Consider the following 16553-nt stretch of genomic DNA (forward strand, 5'->3'; position numbering starts at 1 on the left):
CCTTAAAGGTCACGCCGCTCCCGCGGTGGTTCACCCGCAAGTACGATTCGCGTCCGGCAGCTCGTACGGTCACTACCCATGTGATGGATGCCAACTCAATATCGTTGCCCCTGCGGCAACCACCCTACCCATCTGCTCAGCAGCAACCTATCCGCTTGGCCATTTCGCGTGCGCCAACCTGCGCCCGTCTCTTTCACTGGAAAGAGACGGGCGCTCCTGACACTGCTGCAGCCCTGATCGCACATGGCTCAGCGGCAATCCCCCTCGTGACAATTGGCGTGACAAACGCCGATGTCACCAGCAACAGCCATGCAGATGATGGTGCCGCAGACCAAGGACTGGACTGCACCTGACTGACAGTCAGGCATGCCCCGGTCATCGCATTGCTGCGTTCACCCGGCTCAGGATCTCGCGGCACTGGTCTCGTCAGCAAATGCAGCCTCCACCCGCCCACCGGTAACGGTGCTCAGGAGGCCAGATCATGAGATGCCCTTGCTCCCGGTCGTAAGGAGCCGCCAGTCCCGCGTTAGAGGACATCCTCACAGGTCGCAGGGGCCTTGATCCCTGATAACACTCAACATTCTTGACGGGATGACGTGGGGCGGAGATCGGATGATGAGGTGACTGACATGGCATTGGTGGGTAGACGCGATGGCCGCAATTTCGGTTACGGCAGGCAATTGAGCTACGCAGGGCCGCAAGCGCTGAAAGACATGTTCGGTGGCGGTCATTACGGCACGGTCAAAGCGCACTGTGATCGGTGGCAGGCATTCGTGAAGTGGTGCCGCTCCGATCAGGGCCCCGGTTTCAATGATGCGCGACAGATTGATCGGAAGGTGTTGACCGACTATGCGGCGTATCTGCGTGACCTGGTTGGGCGCGGTGATCTCGCCATCAGCACCGCACAAAATCGGCTATCTAGCGTTAACAGGACCATGGCGGCGCTTCGCGGTGATCAGTGCGTGAAATTGCCAAGCCCGAGCAAGGCGTTAGGAATGCAGCGCACCGGGGTTCGACACTCAGTGCCTCAGGGCCAAGACCGCGAACACGTTAAGCAGATCGTCGATGCTCTTTGCAGCTGTGACCAGAGACGGGCCGCAGCGATTGTCCTGTTGGCGCGAGCCACCGGCATGCGCTTGCGTGAGGCCATCTTGGCTGACCTGCCACGGCTTAGCCGTGAGGCTGAAGCCTGCGGCAAGATCAACATCCAGGACGGCACGAAAGGCGGCCGGGGCGGTGCATCGGCACCCCGGTGGATTGAGGTGGATAACCATATTCGTCATGCACTGAGGTTCGCGACGCTAGTGTCGCCAACCGGTAGCCGCAACATGATTGCGCAACGCGAAAGCTACACAGATGTTGTGCAGAGAGTAGCTGGAGCATCGCGGGAAATCCTCCATGAATACGGACTGAAAGGATTTCATGAATTGCGCGCCGCATTTGCATGTGAACGCTATGAACAAATCACCCAGCACCGTGCGCCCATTAACGGTGGCCATTGCTATGGCGTAGACCGGCACCTCGACCGCGAGGCTCGCATACAGGTCGGTTATGAGTTGGGGCATGGTCGGATCGAGATAGTCGCTGCTTACATCGGGAAGCGGGTATGACAAGAACGTTCGATATCGAGGTGCTTTTGAGTGGAGTGCTAACGGGGTCGAATGCGACGCGGCAGCGGCACCTACGGCAAGCGAAGGTGATCCAAGCTGCAATAGCGGAGCGATGGAAGCTACAGACACCATGGGCGTGGCAAAGGAAGCATGTTGTTTGGTTCCTAGAGATTCGACTAGCCAAACACAGTGAGGCCACGCGCTATCAGTATTTCCTGACGGTGAAGCTGCTCACCCTTCGGCTAAATAAATGCTGGACGTTCGACCCCCGAACGATCGCACCCCGGAGCCCATAACGTATGGCATTTTGTCATGCTCGCGTATCAGCCAGCCCGGCCAGACGTCGCAGGTATATGGCCCCATGCCAGATGGCTGCCTGCCATCTGGCATGAAATCACTTTGCAGGATTCGCCTTCAGATGCTAAAACGCCATCAGTCATACGTTTTTCAGCCGAAACCTCGAAAGCGGACGGCGTCGAATGGCAAGGATGCAATTTCGGACGGTTCCTAAGGTAGCCAATGTCATTCTCCTTGCATGGTATTTAGGCTCAGCTGGACTCTACCGTTATGGTCACCTTGGATTTCATTGCTGCACTACAAGCTAGAGACATTTCGTTTACAAATTTCAGAAATGCACTTAAAAACCATAACCTTCCAGCCTCCACCGGCTGGGACCCGACGGTAGAAAAGCTGAAGCCAGGACTTACTGGGCAAGATAAAGAGAAGTATGCTGTAGCCATTGAGAGCATTCACAATGAGCTAACTAGCTTCGGTGACAAATGCCTTAAAGTGTTTGAAATAGACTCTGTCTATCTCAAAGCTCTAATTGAGAGCATGGCTAAAGACTTCGTCTGCGACTCTGACTTGTCTGGTCACTATCCTTACCCTATGCCTAGGGACGAACTTCAAGAGTATAATGGGGGTGCTACCTGCGTTGCATACATGCAGATCGGAAACCAGCACGACTTCATTCTTTGCTCTAAGATACGTGTCACTGAAAGGGAGGAAATGCCGGGCACCGCGCTGGGTGATGAAGCTGTCCAAGACTTTGGTGCGTTTGATGAGCTTATTGGAATTAGGAGACGGCCTGTTCAACTTTTTGACGTCATCTCCATTGACCCTGTAGCTGGCTATCTTGACATTCGGCTAGACGGCCTAAAAAAAATCAGTGCCGAAGATCTAAAACTCAGGGTCACAGCTATTGAGCGAATCATAAATGAATTCGCAAAAAAAACCTTGGGAGTCGATAGGATCTTAGCCAACCCTATAAATTTCTATCCTGCCATTGAGCGGCTCTACGAAGCTCCAGACGGTACTATTGGCGAGTTGGGGCACGTCACTGATGCCGCAGGCATATATAAAGAAAAAATGCGACGAAAGGATCTGGACGTAAGAAAAGATCCATACCATCATGGCGGAACAGAGGCCGTTAAGAACCTCAATCCCTTCTCCATTTCCAAACGTTGGATTTCGGAGCAAGGTTATGGATACCCTGAAGTTGCGATCCCAGCACACTTCTCCGTTGCAAGCAGCGAAGACCCCGTAATTGACATGATTTACATTTTTGGCTGCACTTGCATTGAGGACTACAATTTCGTGATGATGAAAGTCCTTTAATATCATGACTAGAGAAGAGATAGTCGCCCTAATAGAAGAAAGCGCACCATCAGAGCCACTGATGAGCGCAAGTCTTCTTATGGTTGACTATCTCCTTTCTGAAAAAGTTATCAACCACCTTACATTTACTAGAATAAGTAAAATAATAAGCGCCCCTGACATTTCATTGGCGATATTAACAGTCCAATACCTCACCGGGTATCCTCTTCGAATACTCGAAGCGAAATTCGAATTCATAGATGGTGATGAATCGTATCCAGTCACGCCGGAAGAGTTAAGCGAAGCTAGACGCACTGGCGTATTTTACCACCCAGAAAGCGGCCAAAGTTTCGAAGGCTTCGAGACAAAAATCTATCCCTATTTTACTATTGGCCAAGCCTTCTCACAGGAGGCGCAATAGTGAGCAAGACATCAATTGGCGACTACAGCCTCAACGACCTGAAAGTTTTGGCACCACACATTCCCGGGATAGGAAACTTCATAAATCGGCTATTAGCCGATAGCTACGAAGACTTTGTCGAGGCGTTGCGCATCGATATTGATGAAATAGTCTCAAAACTTCAAGAAAACCCCGAACTACTGTCCGAAGACGGGGAAGATCGACTCACATCTGAAATAAAACGAAGCCTCACACACATGGGTTACAAGGCTACGCATGACGAAAAAATTGGCGGACATTCCGATTTGGCGGTCAGAGGTCAAAAAAACTATTTGTGGATCGGCGAAGCAAAAATACATAGTTCGTATGACTATCTCTATCAGGGCTTTCAGCAGCTAACAACACGCTACTCAACTGGAGATGTTAACCAAGACCAAGGAGGGATGCTGATATACATTAGGAACCGCGATGCGAATGCAGTTGTTACAAACTGGCGACAGCATTTACGGGAAAAATCTCTAGATAGCTTCGAAGAAAGCGACTGTAAACATCGTCCTAACTTTGCCTTTATTACAAAGCACAGCCACTCTAGATCAGGGACCCCGTTCACGGTTCGACATATTGGGGTCATCCTTGGTTTCGATCCTCAAGACCGTCGCTGAGTGTTCTAGCTTCTTTATCGTACTTAGCGCCAGGGCACTTATAACTTAGTGCCGCCATCGACCTTTTTTGAACACCCCAAAATCTCTAGGAAGGCTCTCATGCAGAAGCCAGTTAAATACCTAAGGATAGTTTTAGGGATAGAAAATGAATACCCCTACAATTAAGTGCATACATTTCAATTATTTATAATATTTTTCGACTCTTGGTGCCGCACCATACGCAGTACTCAAAAGGCTCACCGAAAGGTGGGCCTTTTTTGTTTTGCGTTCCCCATCACCCCAGTCCTATAGATCATTCAGAGAAACCTTCACCCGCTGAGGATCGGCCATTCGCTCGCGAACGGTCGCAAGAGACTGGCATGAATAAGGCGCCAACACCGTTTCCTGTTCATACTCATAAACGCGATCAGTCACCATTTCGGCAAACCGTGCTGCGGTGTGGCTTTCGCTGTCTGCATGGGAGTAAAGCTCGTCAATCAAGGCCATGCGCGCCTGCAGTTCCTCATCACTCCTGACAGGGTGACGATATGCCGACACAAGGCACGCCGTGGAAACCTCTCGCCCCCCTGGGCCTGCAAGAATGAGTGATACCTCAGCGATCACAGCGCCCAGTTCAGTTGATTGAATTTCTCCACGCTTCATGCAGTTACCTCAAACCTAGCCACCTCACCGAGCCAGTATCTAACATCGCTTTCATAGCTTCTGTCATAGTCGGCATGTGACAAAATGTATTCATCCGCGAACCTCAAACCACTCAAACAGCTGCCCCAAGTATTCCCAAACCCGCTCAACCTCAACAGGCCTGGGCACATCCCCCAACCCCTGATCCAACACCCGCCCCGCCCGCGCCAGCTGTACCACAAACCGCTTCACCCCCTCCCCCGCCAACCGTTCCCCCAACCGCTGCACCCGCTGGCAATCAAACAACCCCCAATGCACCGTAGTCCTGCACTCATAAGCCACCCCACTACCCAGCAACAAATCCAGACTCGCCCAATTCGCCCGCCCACTCCCGCGCACGCCGGTAATCAACTGGCAATCTTCCTCCAACGCCTTGACGTCCATCCCCACCCAATCGCAATACGGCAGCACCCGGCTCAACGACCCTGGCCGAATGCCGGCGGTGTGCAGGCCGACCTTGAACCCGAGTTCACGCACGGCGCGCATGGCGGCGGGCAGCGCCGGTTGCAGGGTGGCTTCGCCGCCGCTGAAGACGACGGCTAGCAGCAGGCCTTGGCGGCGGTCGAGGAGTTCGAGGACGTCGGTCCAGGGGAGGCCTGGGTTGGGGGTGGGGGGGATGAGTTCGGGGTTGTGGCAGTAGCGGCAGTGCCAGGCGCAGCCTTGGCAGAAGACTACGCAGGCGAGGTGGTCGGGGTAGTCGAGGGTGGTCAGGGGTTGCAGGCCGCCGATGCGCAGGGCGGTGGGGTGGGATTTGGGGTTTGGCACTGTCATGGGGGCTCCTGTGCCTTGGGGGGGTTGTGCGGAACCTGTGGGAGCGGCTTTAGCCGCGAAGCAGGCGCCGCGGTGGATGGCACCGGCGTTGCCGGTGATCGCGGCTGAAGCCGCTCCTACGGGGGGCGCGTGGGTCCCGGAGGGTTTGCTGCAGCCGCGAAAGGGTCAGCGTTGCTCGCGGAAATGCAGGCGTTCGCGGTGTTCGGACTGTTTACCGGGGTTGAAGGCGGCGACGGGGCGGTGATAGCCCATTACGCGGGTCCATACTTCGCAACGTTGGCGCTTGGCTTCAGGCAATGGCTGGTTTGCATTCATGGTCTTGCTCCTTTTCTGCGCTCAATAAAACTTCATCACAACGCGGGCAGAACTCGTGCTCGCCCGCCAGGTATCCGTGCACCGGGCATATCGAAAACGTCGGGGTTACGGTCAGGTAGGGCAGCCGGAAGCGGCTCAGGGCCGTGCGTACCAGCTGCTTGCAGGCATGGGCGGAGCTGATGCGCTCGGCCATGTACAGGTGCAGCACGGTGCCGCCGGTGTATTTGCATTGCAGGGCATCCTGCAGTTCCAGCGCTTCGAAGGGGTCGTCGGTGAAGCCGACCGGCAGCTGCGAGGAGTTGGTGTAGTACGGTGCCTCAAGGGTGCCGGCCTGGAGGATGCCGGGGTGGCGTTTGCGGTCTTCGCGGGCGAAGCGGTAGGTGGTGCCTTCGGCGGGGGTGGCTTCGAGGTTGTAGAGGTGGCCGCTGCGTTCCTGGAATGTCACCAGGCGGGCGCGCACGTGGTCGAGCATGGCGAGGGCGAAGGCTCTGCCGGCTTCGGTGTGCAGGCCGTCGCGGTCACAGGTGTAGTTGCGCAGCATCTCGTGCAGGCCGTTTACGCCGATGGTCGAGAAGTGATTGCGCAGGGTGCCGAGGTAGCGACGGGTGTAGGGGAACAGGCCGTTGTCCATGTAACGCTGGATCACTTCGCGCTTGCATTCAAGGCTCTCGAAGGCCAGTTCAAGCAAGGCGTCGAGGCGTGTGTACAGCGCTTGTGGGTCACCTGGGTAGAGGTACCCCAGGCGTGCGCAATTCAACGTGACCACGCCGAGCGAGCCGGTCTGCTCGGCCGAGCCGAACAGGCCGTTGCCGCGCTTGAGCAGCTCGCGCACATCCAGTTGCAGGCGGCAGCACATCGAGCGCACCTGGTTGGGCTGCATGTCGGAATTGAGGAAGTTCTGGAAGTACGGCAGGCCGTAGCGGGCGGTCATCTCGAACAGGCGCTGGGCGTTGTCGCTGTCCCAGGGGAAATCGTGGGTGATGTTGTAGGTGGGGATGGGGAAGGTGAACACCCGGCCCTTGGCGTCGCCGGCCATCATCACGTCGATGTAGGCGCGGTTGAGCAGGTCCATTTCCGCCTGCAGTTCGCCGTAAGTGAAGGGCATTTCCTCGCCGCCGATGACCGGCACCTGCTCGCGCAGGTCTTCCGGGCAAACCCAGTCGAAAGTGAGGTTGGTGAAGGGCGTCTGGCTGCCCCAGCGGGACGGGACGTTGAGGTTGTAGATGAACTCCTGCACGGCCTGGCGCACCTGCGGGTAGGACAGGTTGTCCTTGCGCACATAGGGGGCGAGGTAGGTGTCGAACGAGCTGAAGGCTTGGGCGCCTGCCCATTCGTTCTGCAGCGTGCCGAGGAAGTTGACCATCTGCCCCAGGGCGCTGCTCAGGTGCTTGGGCGGGCCTGCCTCGATGCGCCCGGGCACGCCGTTGAAGCCTTCGTGCAGCAGGTTGCGCAGGGACCAGCCGGCGCAGTAGCCAGCGAGCATGTCGAGGTCGTGCAGGTGGATATCGCCCTGGCGGTGCGCCTCGCCGATTTCGGCGCGGTAGATTTCGTCGAGCCAATAGTTGGCGGTGACTTTGCCGGACACGTTGAGCACCAGGCCGCCCAGCGAATATCCCTGGTTGGCGTTGGCCTGCACGCGCCAGTCCTGGCGTGACAGATACTCGTTCATGGCCCCTGCCACGTCGATCGAGCGGCGCCCACGCTGCCCGTCTTGCTCCCTCTCCATCTAGCCTCCAGACACATCATCTAGTTATCGAAAAACCTGCAACCACTATATGTTGTGCCTGATTTTGAAAAATGACCCATATCAAGTGTTTCAACCACCGCTGGCATTCATGAAGCGCAGCACCTGCACATCGTCATTGCCGAAGTCATGGCGGGCAGGTTTGCGCAGCAACGCTTGCTGCACGGCTTCGAGCAGCGGGGCGTCGTGAAACGGGTGGCGACGTAGCAGGCCGCGCAGGTCCAGCGCGTGCTCGTGGCCCAGGCACAGCAACAGGCGGCCTTCGGCGGTCATGCGGACGCGGTTACAGGTGTCGCAGAAGTGCTGGCTGATGGGTGAAATGAAGCCGATTCGGGTATCAGGATGGCCGCTCACCCGCGCATATCGGGCAGGCCCGCCGCTCTGTTCGGCGCTGTCGATCAGCGTATAGCGGGAGGCGATGCGTTCGCGGACCCAGCTACTTGAGCAGTAGCTTTCGTTGCGTGAGCGGCCGACGTCACCCAGGGGCATTTCTTCGATGAAGGTGATGTCCAGGCCATTGTTGATCGCGAAGTCGACCAACGCCGGGACTTCATCGGAATTGCGCCCGTGCATCACCACCGTGTTCAGCTTGATGGCGTTGAACCCTGCGTTGCGCGCGGCTTCAATGCCGTGCAGCACGCGGCCGAGTTCGCCGGTGCGGGTGATGGTGCGAAAGCGTTTCGGGTCGAGGGTATCGAGGCTGATGTTGAGGCGTTTGACGCCAGCGTCGGCCAGCGGGCGGGCGAGCCTTACCAGCTGTGAGCCGTTGGTGGTCATCACCAGTTCGCGCAGGCCGGGTAGCGCGGCGATGCGTTGGCACAGGCCGACGATGCCGGGGCGTACCAGGGGCTCGCCGCCGGTGAGGCGGATCTTACGCACGCCCTGGCTGACGAACAGGCGGGCGACACGTTCGATTTCTTCCAGGGTGAGGACTTGCTGGCGTGGGAGGAACTGCATGGTTTCGGCCATGCAGTAGATGCAGCGGAAATCGCAGCGGTCGGTGATTGAGATGCGCAGGTAGTCGATGTTGCGGCCGCAGCCGTCTTGCAGTTGGGTGGTCATGGTGGTGTCCTTGGGGCCGCTCTGCGGCCCTTTCGCGGGGCAAGCCCGCTCCCACAAAATTTGCAGAGAGGCCCTCGAATGGGTTACTGGACCAGGGGGCTTGCATCCCCATCGAGCACGATGCCGCGAATGTCCGCCTGGCCCACCAGGCTCTTCAGGTACTGCCCCACCGCCACCTGCCACACCCGTTGATCCAGCTCGGCGCGGATGGCTTCATGCACCACCTCGAACGGCAACGCCCTGCCCTCGATTCGCTGATCCACCCAGACCAGATGCACGCCATATCGGCTCTCCAATGGCTGCATCGCCAACCCCAACGGCAAGCGCAGCAACTGGCGTTCGAACTCCGGTACGGTCTGCCCCTGGCTGATCTGCCCCAGCGCCCCGCCCTGCTCTTTCGACGGGCAGCCGGAATGTGCCACCGCCAACTGGGCAAAGCGCGAACCGTCCTCAGCCAGTTGCGCGATCAAGGCAGTAGCCAACTCCCGTGCCTGGCTGCGCCCTTCGGCATCCTCCGGCGCGCAGGCCAGCAGAATGTGCCGGGCCGCCAGCAACGGTGCGGTCGCGTAGCGCTCGCGGTTGCTGTCGAAGTAGTGCCGGCAGATGTCGTCATCGGCGCCTGGCAGCGGCAGTTCGCGTTCGATGAGCATTCGGGTCAACGCTTCTTCCTCGCTCTCGCCTTCGGTGCATTCGGCCTGCAGGCCCAGTTCGGCGACGCGCTGCTTCAGCAGCTCGCGCACCACCAGCGCCTGGCTGGCCAGGAACACCGCTTCTTCGCGGTGCTCCGCCGGGTGGTACTGCAACTCACGGGCAATGGCATCACCCTCGATCTCCACCCCGTTTACGGTAATGCGCGGCCAATGCTGCTCGCTGGTGGCGATCAGTTCCGCAGGTTCATGACGCTGTGCGATAGCCATGGTCGAGCCTCCTGATCAGCCTTTCTGCCGAACGATCTGGTAGCGCCGGCCCAGGTACCACACCGGGGCACTGACGAAGTGCACCAGGCGGGTGAACGGGAACAGCACGAACAGGGTCAGGCCCAACGCGACGTGCAGCTTGTACACCAGGCCGACCGGAGCAATGGCCTCGGCCGCCAGTTGCGGCTGCAGGGTGACGGTGTACTGCGCCCAGTCGGCCAGCATCACCATCACCGAGCCGTCCAGGTGCTGGGTGGAGGCGACGATGGTCATCAGGCCAAGCGACAGCTGCGCCAGCAGCACCACCAGGATCATGATGTCGGAGAAGCTCGAGCTGGCCCGCACCCGTGGGTTGAACACGCGCCGGTACAGCAGCATGATCAGGCCGAAGAAGCACAGCACACCGAAGAACCCACCCGAGACCATGGCCAGCAGTTGCTTGTCGGCGGTACCGATGAAGCGGTGATACACCACCTCCGGCGTCAGCAGGCCGACGAAGTGGCCGGCCAGGATAAACAGCACGCCGACGTGGAACAGGTTGCTGGCCACGCGCATGTAGCGCTGATCGGCCGGGGTCTGGCTGAACAGCTGGCTGGAGCCGGCTTTCCAGCTGTACTGCGACAGGTCGAAACGCGCCCAGCTGCCGATCAGGCAGACCGCCAGGGCGATGTAGGGGTAGACCCCGAACATCAGCAAGTTGAAGTTAGACATTGTGCACCTCCCGAGCCGGCGCACCCGGCCCGCCCTGGTTGAAATCGACCCAGTGCAACGGCACCGGCACCTCTTCACGCGCCTTGCCCGGCGCCCGTGGCTGGCTGGGGCAACGCTCCTGCTGCTCGGCCTTGAGGAAATCCACGGCCTCCTCTTCCCAGACCTTGTCCAGTGCTTCGAGCGAGTCGTCGCGCACTTCTTCGGCTACCCGATCGCGGGCGACTTCCATGACCTGTTGCGGGTGCACCCCGGCGATCTGCAACAGCGCCCGCAGGCAGGCGGCGTAGCGGCTGTCGCGTTCCTCCAGGCGTGCGGCGAGCAGCGCCAGCAGGTGAGTCACGTCGGCCAGGCCTTCGCGGGCGCTCAGGTCGTCGCGGGTGGAGAGGTATTCGAGGTACAGCGGGATGTAGTCAGGCAGCTCGCGCACGCCGATGGCGAAACCCGCTTCCTCGTACTGGGCCATCAGGTCGACCATGGCCTGGCCACGATCACGCGACTCGCCATGCACGTGCTCGAACAGCAACAACGAGAGCGCCCAACCCCGTTCGAACAGGCCGTCGTAACGGGCCTGTACTTCCATCGGATCTTCACCTGCCAATTCATCGAGCAGGCCACGCAGGGCGGTGCGCTGCTCCGGGCTGATCTCGCGGGCGTCGTCGATGGCCTGGGCCAGCTCTGCCTGGGCCTGCCACAACGGCGCGTCGGGGTAGTCCAGCAACAGGGAAATCACTTTGAGAATTCGCATGTTCATTTCTCCCACAGCTGAACGGTCTTGAGCACATCCCGGCGGTTGGCTTTTTTCGCCCCGAACATGTTGGTGTCGGAGCTGCCGCCGCAGCCGCTGCCGAAGCTGAAGCCACAGCCCGAGCGCTCGGCGAAGGCGTCGCTCATGGCGTCTTCACGGTGCGCGGACGGCACCACGTAGCGGTCTTCGTAGTTGGCGATGGCCAGGTAGCGGTACATGTCCTCGCACTGCTCCTGGGTCAGGCCCACCGACTCCAGCACCTGCAGGTCAATGACGCCGTCCACCTGCTCGGCGCGCTTGTAGGCGCGCATGGCCAGCAGGCGCTTGAGCGCCAGACGCACGGGCTCTTCATCGCCAGCCGTGAGCATGTTGGCCAGGTAGCGCACCGGAATACGCAGGCTGTCGACATCGGGCAGCACGCCATCCATGCTCACGCTGCCGGCTGCGGCGGCGTTCTGGATCGGCGACAGCGGCGGCACGTACCAGACCATCGGCAACGTGCGGTATTCAGGGTGCAGCGGTAGCGCCAGCTGCCAGTCGACGGCCATCTTGTACACGGGCGACTGTTGCGCGGCTTCGATCACCGAGCGCGGTACGCCATCTTTCAGCGCCTGTTCGATCACTTTCGGATCGTTCGGGTCGAGGAAGATTTCCAGCTGTTTGCGGTACAGGTCCTGCTCGCCCGCCGTGCTGGCCACCTCATGGATACGGTCGGCGTCGTACAGCAGCACGCCGAGGTAGCGGATGCGGCCCACACAGGTTTCCGAGCACACAGTCGGCATGCCGGCCTCGATGCGCGGGTAGCAGAAGATGCACTTCTCGGATTTGCCGCTCTTCCAGTTGAAGTAGATCTTCTTGTACGGGCAACCGCTGATGCACATGCGCCAGCCGCGGCACTTTTCCTGGTCGATGAGGACGATGCCGTCTTCTTCGCGTTTGTAGATCGCACCGCTTGGGCAGGACGCCGCGCATGCCGGGTTGAGGCAGTGCTCGCACAGGCGCGGCAGGTACATCATGAAGGTGTTTTCGTATTCACCGTAGATGTCGGCCTGCACCTGGTCGAAGTTCTTGTCCTTGCGCCGCTTGGCGAACTCGGTGCCGAGAATTTCTTCCCAGTTCGGGCCCCATTCGATCTTCTCCATGCGCTGCCCGGAGATCAGCGAACGTGGCCGCGCCACCGGTTGATGCTTGGCCTGCGGGGCGGTGTGCAGGTGCTGGTAGTCGAAATCGAACGGCTCGTAGTAGTCGTCGATGGCCGGCAGGTCGGGGTTGGCGAAGATGTTCGCCAACACCCGGAACTTGCCGCCGATGCGCGGTTTGATCGAGCCGTCGCTGTTACGTACCCAGCCGCCTTTCCATTTGTCCTGGTTCTCCCACTCTTTGGGGTAACCGATGCCCGGCTTGCTCTCGACGTTGTTGAACCAGGCGTATTCCATGCCTTCGCGGCTGGTCCAGACGTTCTTGCAGGTGATCGAGCAGGTGTGGCAGCCAATGCACTTGTCCAGGTTCAGGACCATGCCGACTTGCGAACGAATCTTCATGGCTATTTCCTCAAATGTCGGTCGGCAGTGGCTGTGGCAGGGCATCGCCGCCCAGGCCACCGTGTTCAGGGCCATCGAGCCAGTCGACCTTGCTCATCTTGCGCACCACGACGAATTCGTCGCGGTTGCAGCCGACCGTGCCGTAGTAGTTGAAACCGTAGGCCTGCTGGGCATAGCCGCCGATCATGTGGGTGGGCTTGAGCACCACGCGGGTCACCGAGTTGTGGTGGCCGCCGCGGGTCTTGGTGGTCTCGGCACCGGGCACGTTCACGATGCGTTCCTGGGCGTGGTACATCATCACCATGCCTTCTTTAACCCGCTGGCTGACCACCGCACGGGCCGTCAGCGCGCCGTTGGCGTTGAAGCATTCGATCCAGTCGTTGTCCTCGATGCCGACCTTCTTCGCGTCGATCTCGGACATCCACACGATTGGCCCGCCACGGCTAAGGGTGAGCATGATCAGGTTGTCGCTGTAGGTGCTGTGGATGCCCCACTTCTGATGCGGAGTAATCCAGTTGAGGGCGATTTCCGGGTTGCCGTTGGGCTTCTTGCCTTTGACGTAGTCCACGGTGCGGGTATTGATCGGCGGCCGGTAGCTTTGCAGCTGCTCGCCGAAGGCCTGCATCCACGGGTGGTCCTGATAGAACTGCTGGCGGCCGGTGATGGTGCGCCACGGGATGTACTCGTGGACGTTGGTGTAGCCGGCGTTGTAGCTCACGTGTTCGTCTTCCAGGCCCGACCAGGTGGGGCTGGAGATGATCTTGCGCGGCTGCGCCTGGATGTCGCGGAAGCGGATCGCTTCATGCTCTTTGGGCAGCGCCAGGTGGCTGTGGTCGCGGCCGGTGAATTCCGACAGCGCAGCCCAGGCCTTGACCGCCACATGGCCGTTGGTTTCCGGGGCCAGGCTGAGGATCACCTCGGCCGCGTCGATGGCCGATTCGATTTGCGGCCGGCCCTGGCTTACGCCTTCATCGCGCACGGTGTGGTTGAGTTCGCCAAGGAACGCCACTTCATGCTCGGTGTTCCAGTTGATGCCCTTGCCACCGTTGCCGAGCGTGTCGAGCAGCGGGCCGAGGGAGGTGAACTTCTTGTAGGTGGCCGGGTAATCGCGCTCCACCACCGTCATGTTCGGGCAGTTCAGGCCTGGCACCGGGGCCACGCCGTCGGTCTTCCAGTCGCTGCCGCCGAACGGCTGCGCCAGCTCGCCGGGGCTGTCGTGCAGCAGGGGCACGGTGACCAGGTCCTGCTCCACGCCCAGTTGGCCTTCGCTCATGGCCGAGAAGGCTTTGGCGATGCCCTTGTAGATTTCCCAGTCCGAACGCGCTTCCCAGGCCGGGTCGATGGCGGCCGACAGCGGGTGGATGAAGGGGTGCATGTCCGAGGTGTTCATGTCGTCCTTTTCGTACCAGGTCGCGGTCGGCAGGACGATATCGGAGTACATGCAGGTCGATGACATGCGGAAGTCCAGGGTGGTGACCAGGTCGAGCTTGCCGATGGCGCCCTCGTCTACCCATTCGGCTTCGTTGGGCTTGAAGCCGCCACGCTTGCCGAGGTCTTCGTTCATCACGCCGTTGCGGGTACCGAGCAGGTACTTGAGCATGTACTCGTGGCCCTTGCCCGAGCTGCCCAGCAGGTTGGAACGCCAGATGAACATGTTGCGCGGGAAGTTGGCCGGGTTGTCCGGTTGCTCGCAGGCAAAACGCAGCGAGCCGTCCTGCAGCGACTTGAGCACGTAGTCCTTGGCCGGCATGCCGGCAGCGGCGGCGTCACGGGTGACCTGCAGCGGGTTGCGGTTGAGCTGCGGGGCGCTGGGCAGCCAGCCGGCGCGTTCGGCGCGGATGTTGTAGTCGAGCATGTGCTCGGGGAACTGCGACTTGTCGGCCAGCGGCGAGAGCACTTCGTGGATGCTCATCTTCTCGTGGCGCCACTGCGAGCTGTGGTTGTAGAAGAAGCTGGTGCCGTTCATCTGCCGTGGCGGGCGGCTCCAGTCCAGGCCGAAGGCCAGGGGCAGCCAGCCGCACTGCGGGCGCAGTTTTTCCTGGCCGACGTAGTGGGCCCAGCCGCCGCCGGTCTGGCCGACGCAACCGCAGAGCATGAGCATGTTGATCAGCCCGCGGTAGTTCATGTCCATGTGGTACCAGTGGTTCATCGCCGCACCGACGATGATCATGCTGCGGCCATGGGTCTTGTCGGCGTTGTCGGCGAATTCGCGGGCTACCTGGATGGCCTTCTCGCGGCTGACACCGGTGATCAGCTCCTGCCAGGCCGGGGTGCCCGGTACCGAGGCGTCGTCGTAGCTGCTGGCGACATTGGCGCCGCCCAGGCCACGGTCGATGCCGAGGTTGGCGGCCATCAGGTCGAACACCGTGGCGACCTTGATCTGGCGACCATCTGCCAGGGTCAGGCTGCGTACCGGCACGCGGCGCAGCTGAATGTCGTCGCCGGGGGCGGCGGCGAAGTGTTCGTGGTATTGGCCGCCGAAATACGGGAAGGCCACGTCGACCGCTTCGCCATCGGCGAGCAGGCTCAGGCGCAGGTTGGTGTCACGGCCCTCGCCGCCCTCGCGGGCTTCGATGTTCCACTTGCCCTTCTCGCCCCAGCGGTAGCCAATCGAGCCCTGCGGCGAAACCAGGCCGGCGCTGATGTCGTCGACGGCAATGGTTTTCCACTCGGGGTTGTTTTCCTGGCCGAGGTTGTCGGCCAGGTCCGAGGCGCGCAGGAAGCGGTCGGCGCTGTAGCCTTCGCCGCGTTCTTCGAGCAGCACCAGCATCGGCATGTCGGTGTAGCGCTTGGCGTAGTCGCGGAAGTAGTCGCTCGGGGTGTCGAGGTGGAATTCCTTGAAAATCACGTGGGCGAAGGCCTGGGCCAACGCGGCGTCGGTGCCCTGCTTGGGGTTGAGCCAGAGGTCGGTGAGCTTGGCCACCTCGGCGTAGTCCGGGGTGATGGCCACGGTCTTGGTGCCCTTGTAGCGCACCTCGGTGAAGAAGTGCGCATCGGGGGTGCGGGTCTGCGGGACGTTGGAACCCCAGGCGATGATGTAGTTGGAGTTGTACCAGTCGGCCGACTCCGGCACGTCGGTCTGCTCGCCCCACACTTGCGGCGAAGCAGGCGGCAGGTCGCAGTACCAGTCATAGAATGACAGACACACGCCGCCGATCAGCGACAGGTAACGGGCGCCAGCGGCGTAGCTGACCATCGACATGGCCGGGATCGGCGAGAAGCCCACCACGCGGTCCGGGCCGTGCTCTTTGACGGTGTGCACGTTGGCCGCGGCGATGATCTCGTTGACCTCTTCCCAGCTTGAGCGCACGAAGCCGCCCATGCCGCGCTGGCTCTTGTACGACTCGGCCTTGACCGGGTCGCTGACGATGCTCGTCCAGGCGTCCACTGGGGCCAGGGTCTGGCGCGCTTCGCGCCACAGTTTCAGCAGCGGCTTGCGCACTTTCGGGTACTTCAGCCGGTTGGCGCTGTAGATGTACCAGCTGTAGCTGGCGCCGCGCGGGCAGCCACGGGGTTCGTGGTTGGGCAGGTCGTTGCGTGTGCGCGGGTAGTCGGTCTGCTGGGTTTCCCAGGTGATCAGGCCGTTCTTCACGTAGATCTTCCAGGAGCACGACCCGGTGCAGTTCACCCCGTGGGTGGAACGCACGATCTTGTCGTACTGCCAGCGTGAGCGGTAGACGTTTTCCCAGTCGCGGGATTCCTTGCGGGTTTCACCGTGGCCGTTGGCAAACTCACCTTGCTTGCGCTTGAAGAAGCGCATCTGGTCGAGTATGTGGCTCATGTTCAATTCCTCTCAGG

14 protein-coding genes are annotated in these 16553 nt (G+C 60.3%); 4 read left to right on the forward strand and 10 right to left on the reverse strand.

The window, feature by feature from the left end:
- Positions 1 to 629 precede the first annotated feature (629 nt).
- From ACIQUF_RS12395 to ACIQUF_RS12410, 4 genes are all read left to right on the forward strand, one after another.
- On the forward strand, positions 630 to 1610 hold the full coding sequence (locus ACIQUF_RS12395; protein WP_403131702.1) for an integrase domain-containing protein: 981 nt from the start codon (positions 630 to 632) through the stop codon (positions 1608 to 1610).
- A 567-nt stretch (positions 1611 to 2177) separates the two neighbouring features.
- The gene (locus ACIQUF_RS12400; protein ID WP_186703138.1) at positions 2178 to 3227 is read left to right on the forward strand and encodes a hypothetical protein; all 1050 of its coding nucleotides are present in this window, start codon (positions 2178 to 2180) and stop codon (positions 3225 to 3227) included.
- Between the two features lie 4 nt (positions 3228 to 3231).
- The gene (locus tag ACIQUF_RS12405) at positions 3232 to 3627 is read left to right on the forward strand and encodes a hypothetical protein (protein WP_403131704.1); all 396 of its coding nucleotides are present in this window, start codon (positions 3232 to 3234) and stop codon (positions 3625 to 3627) included.
- Positions 3627 to 4268 (forward strand): hypothetical protein, encoded by a 642-nt coding sequence (locus ACIQUF_RS12410; protein ID WP_186703136.1) that lies wholly within the window; start codon positions 3627 to 3629, stop codon positions 4266 to 4268. The genes ACIQUF_RS12405 and ACIQUF_RS12410 overlap by 1 nt, the downstream gene beginning before the upstream one ends.
- Before the next feature lie 285 nt (positions 4269 to 4553).
- Here the strand turns inward: ACIQUF_RS12410 and ACIQUF_RS12415 are convergent, their stop codons facing one another.
- The 10 genes from ACIQUF_RS12415 to ACIQUF_RS12460 form a co-directional block, all read right to left on the reverse strand.
- Positions 4554 to 4910, reverse strand: a complete 357-nt coding sequence (locus tag ACIQUF_RS12415; RefSeq protein ID WP_403131706.1) for a hypothetical protein — start codon at positions 4908 to 4910, stop codon at positions 4554 to 4556.
- 90 nt (positions 4911 to 5000) lie between these two features.
- Positions 5001 to 5720 (reverse strand): anaerobic ribonucleoside-triphosphate reductase activating protein, encoded by a 720-nt coding sequence (locus tag ACIQUF_RS12420; protein WP_403131708.1) that lies wholly within the window; start codon positions 5718 to 5720, stop codon positions 5001 to 5003.
- A gap of 165 nt (positions 5721 to 5885) precedes the next feature.
- A complete protein-coding gene (gene nrdD, locus ACIQUF_RS12425; RefSeq protein WP_403131709.1) occupies positions 5886 to 6035 on the reverse strand; it encodes an anaerobic ribonucleoside-triphosphate reductase in 150 nt (49 codons plus the stop codon).
- On the reverse strand, positions 6010 to 7761 hold the full coding sequence (locus ACIQUF_RS12430; protein WP_403131710.1) for a ribonucleoside triphosphate reductase: 1752 nt from the start codon (positions 7759 to 7761) through the stop codon (positions 6010 to 6012). The genes nrdD and ACIQUF_RS12430 overlap by 26 nt, the downstream gene beginning before the upstream one ends.
- A 90-nt stretch (positions 7762 to 7851) precedes the next feature.
- Positions 7852 to 8841 carry a GTP 3',8-cyclase MoaA gene (moaA, locus tag ACIQUF_RS12435; RefSeq protein ID WP_403131711.1) on the reverse strand — a complete coding sequence of 330 codons (990 nt, stop codon included), beginning with the start codon at positions 8839 to 8841 and terminating at the stop codon, positions 7852 to 7854.
- An 83-nt stretch (positions 8842 to 8924) separates the two neighbouring features.
- Complete coding sequence (locus ACIQUF_RS12440) at positions 8925 to 9758, reverse strand: peptidylprolyl isomerase (protein WP_403131713.1); 834 nt, start codon at positions 9756 to 9758, stop codon at positions 8925 to 8927.
- Positions 9759 to 9773: 15 nt separating this feature from the next.
- On the reverse strand, positions 9774 to 10469 hold the full coding sequence (narI, locus tag ACIQUF_RS12445; RefSeq protein ID WP_403131714.1) for a respiratory nitrate reductase subunit gamma: 696 nt from the start codon (positions 10467 to 10469) through the stop codon (positions 9774 to 9776).
- Positions 10462 to 11214, reverse strand: a complete 753-nt coding sequence (gene narJ / locus ACIQUF_RS12450; protein ID WP_403131716.1) for a nitrate reductase molybdenum cofactor assembly chaperone — start codon at positions 11212 to 11214, stop codon at positions 10462 to 10464. Before narJ ends, narI begins: the two co-directional genes overlap by 8 nt.
- Positions 11215 to 11216: 2 nt before the next feature.
- The gene (narH, locus tag ACIQUF_RS12455) at positions 11217 to 12755 is read right to left on the reverse strand and encodes a nitrate reductase subunit beta (protein ID WP_403131718.1); all 1539 of its coding nucleotides are present in this window, start codon (positions 12753 to 12755) and stop codon (positions 11217 to 11219) included.
- Positions 12756 to 12765: 10 nt separating this feature from the next.
- A complete protein-coding gene (locus tag ACIQUF_RS12460; protein WP_403131720.1) occupies positions 12766 to 16536 on the reverse strand; it encodes a nitrate reductase subunit alpha in 3771 nt (1256 codons plus the stop codon).
- Positions 16537 to 16553: the final 17 nt, after the last annotated feature.

It is taken from the genome of Pseudomonas sp. NPDC090233 (genome assembly GCF_044772285.1).
GTDB lineage: Bacteria > Pseudomonadota > Gammaproteobacteria > Pseudomonadales > Pseudomonadaceae > Aquipseudomonas.

Bases quoted from the DNA above. Each gene is read 5' to 3' on its own strand.
- narH (WP_403131718.1), bottom strand. From the start codon at position 12,755: ATGAAGATTCGTTCGCAAGTCGGCATGGTCCTGAACCTGGACAAGTGC.
- ACIQUF_RS12400 (WP_186703138.1), top strand. From the start codon at position 2,178: ATGGTCACCTTGGATTTCATTGCTGCACTACAAGCTAGAGACATTTCG.
- narJ (WP_403131716.1), bottom strand. From the start codon at position 11,214: ATGCGAATTCTCAAAGTGATTTCCCTGTTGCTGGACTACCCCGACGCG.
- narI (WP_403131714.1), bottom strand. From the start codon at position 10,469: ATGTCTAACTTCAACTTGCTGATGTTCGGGGTCTACCCCTACATCGCC.
- moaA (WP_403131711.1), bottom strand. From the start codon at position 8,841: ATGACCACCCAACTGCAAGACGGCTGCGGCCGCAACATCGACTACCTG.
- ACIQUF_RS12395 (WP_403131702.1), top strand. From the start codon at position 630: ATGGCATTGGTGGGTAGACGCGATGGCCGCAATTTCGGTTACGGCAGG.
- nrdD (WP_403131709.1), bottom strand. From the start codon at position 6,035: ATGAATGCAAACCAGCCATTGCCTGAAGCCAAGCGCCAACGTTGCGAA.
- ACIQUF_RS12430 (WP_403131710.1), bottom strand. From the start codon at position 7,761: ATGGAGAGGGAGCAAGACGGGCAGCGTGGGCGCCGCTCGATCGACGTG.
- ACIQUF_RS12440 (WP_403131713.1), bottom strand. From the start codon at position 9,758: ATGGCTATCGCACAGCGTCATGAACCTGCGGAACTGATCGCCACCAGC.
- ACIQUF_RS12415 (WP_403131706.1), bottom strand. From the start codon at position 4,910: ATGAAGCGTGGAGAAATTCAATCAACTGAACTGGGCGCTGTGATCGCT.
- ACIQUF_RS12460 (WP_403131720.1), bottom strand. From the start codon at position 16,536: ATGAGCCACATACTCGACCAGATGCGCTTCTTCAAGCGCAAGCAAGGT.
- ACIQUF_RS12420 (WP_403131708.1), bottom strand. From the start codon at position 5,720: ATGACAGTGCCAAACCCCAAATCCCACCCCACCGCCCTGCGCATCGGC.
- ACIQUF_RS12405 (WP_403131704.1), top strand. From the start codon at position 3,232: ATGACTAGAGAAGAGATAGTCGCCCTAATAGAAGAAAGCGCACCATCA.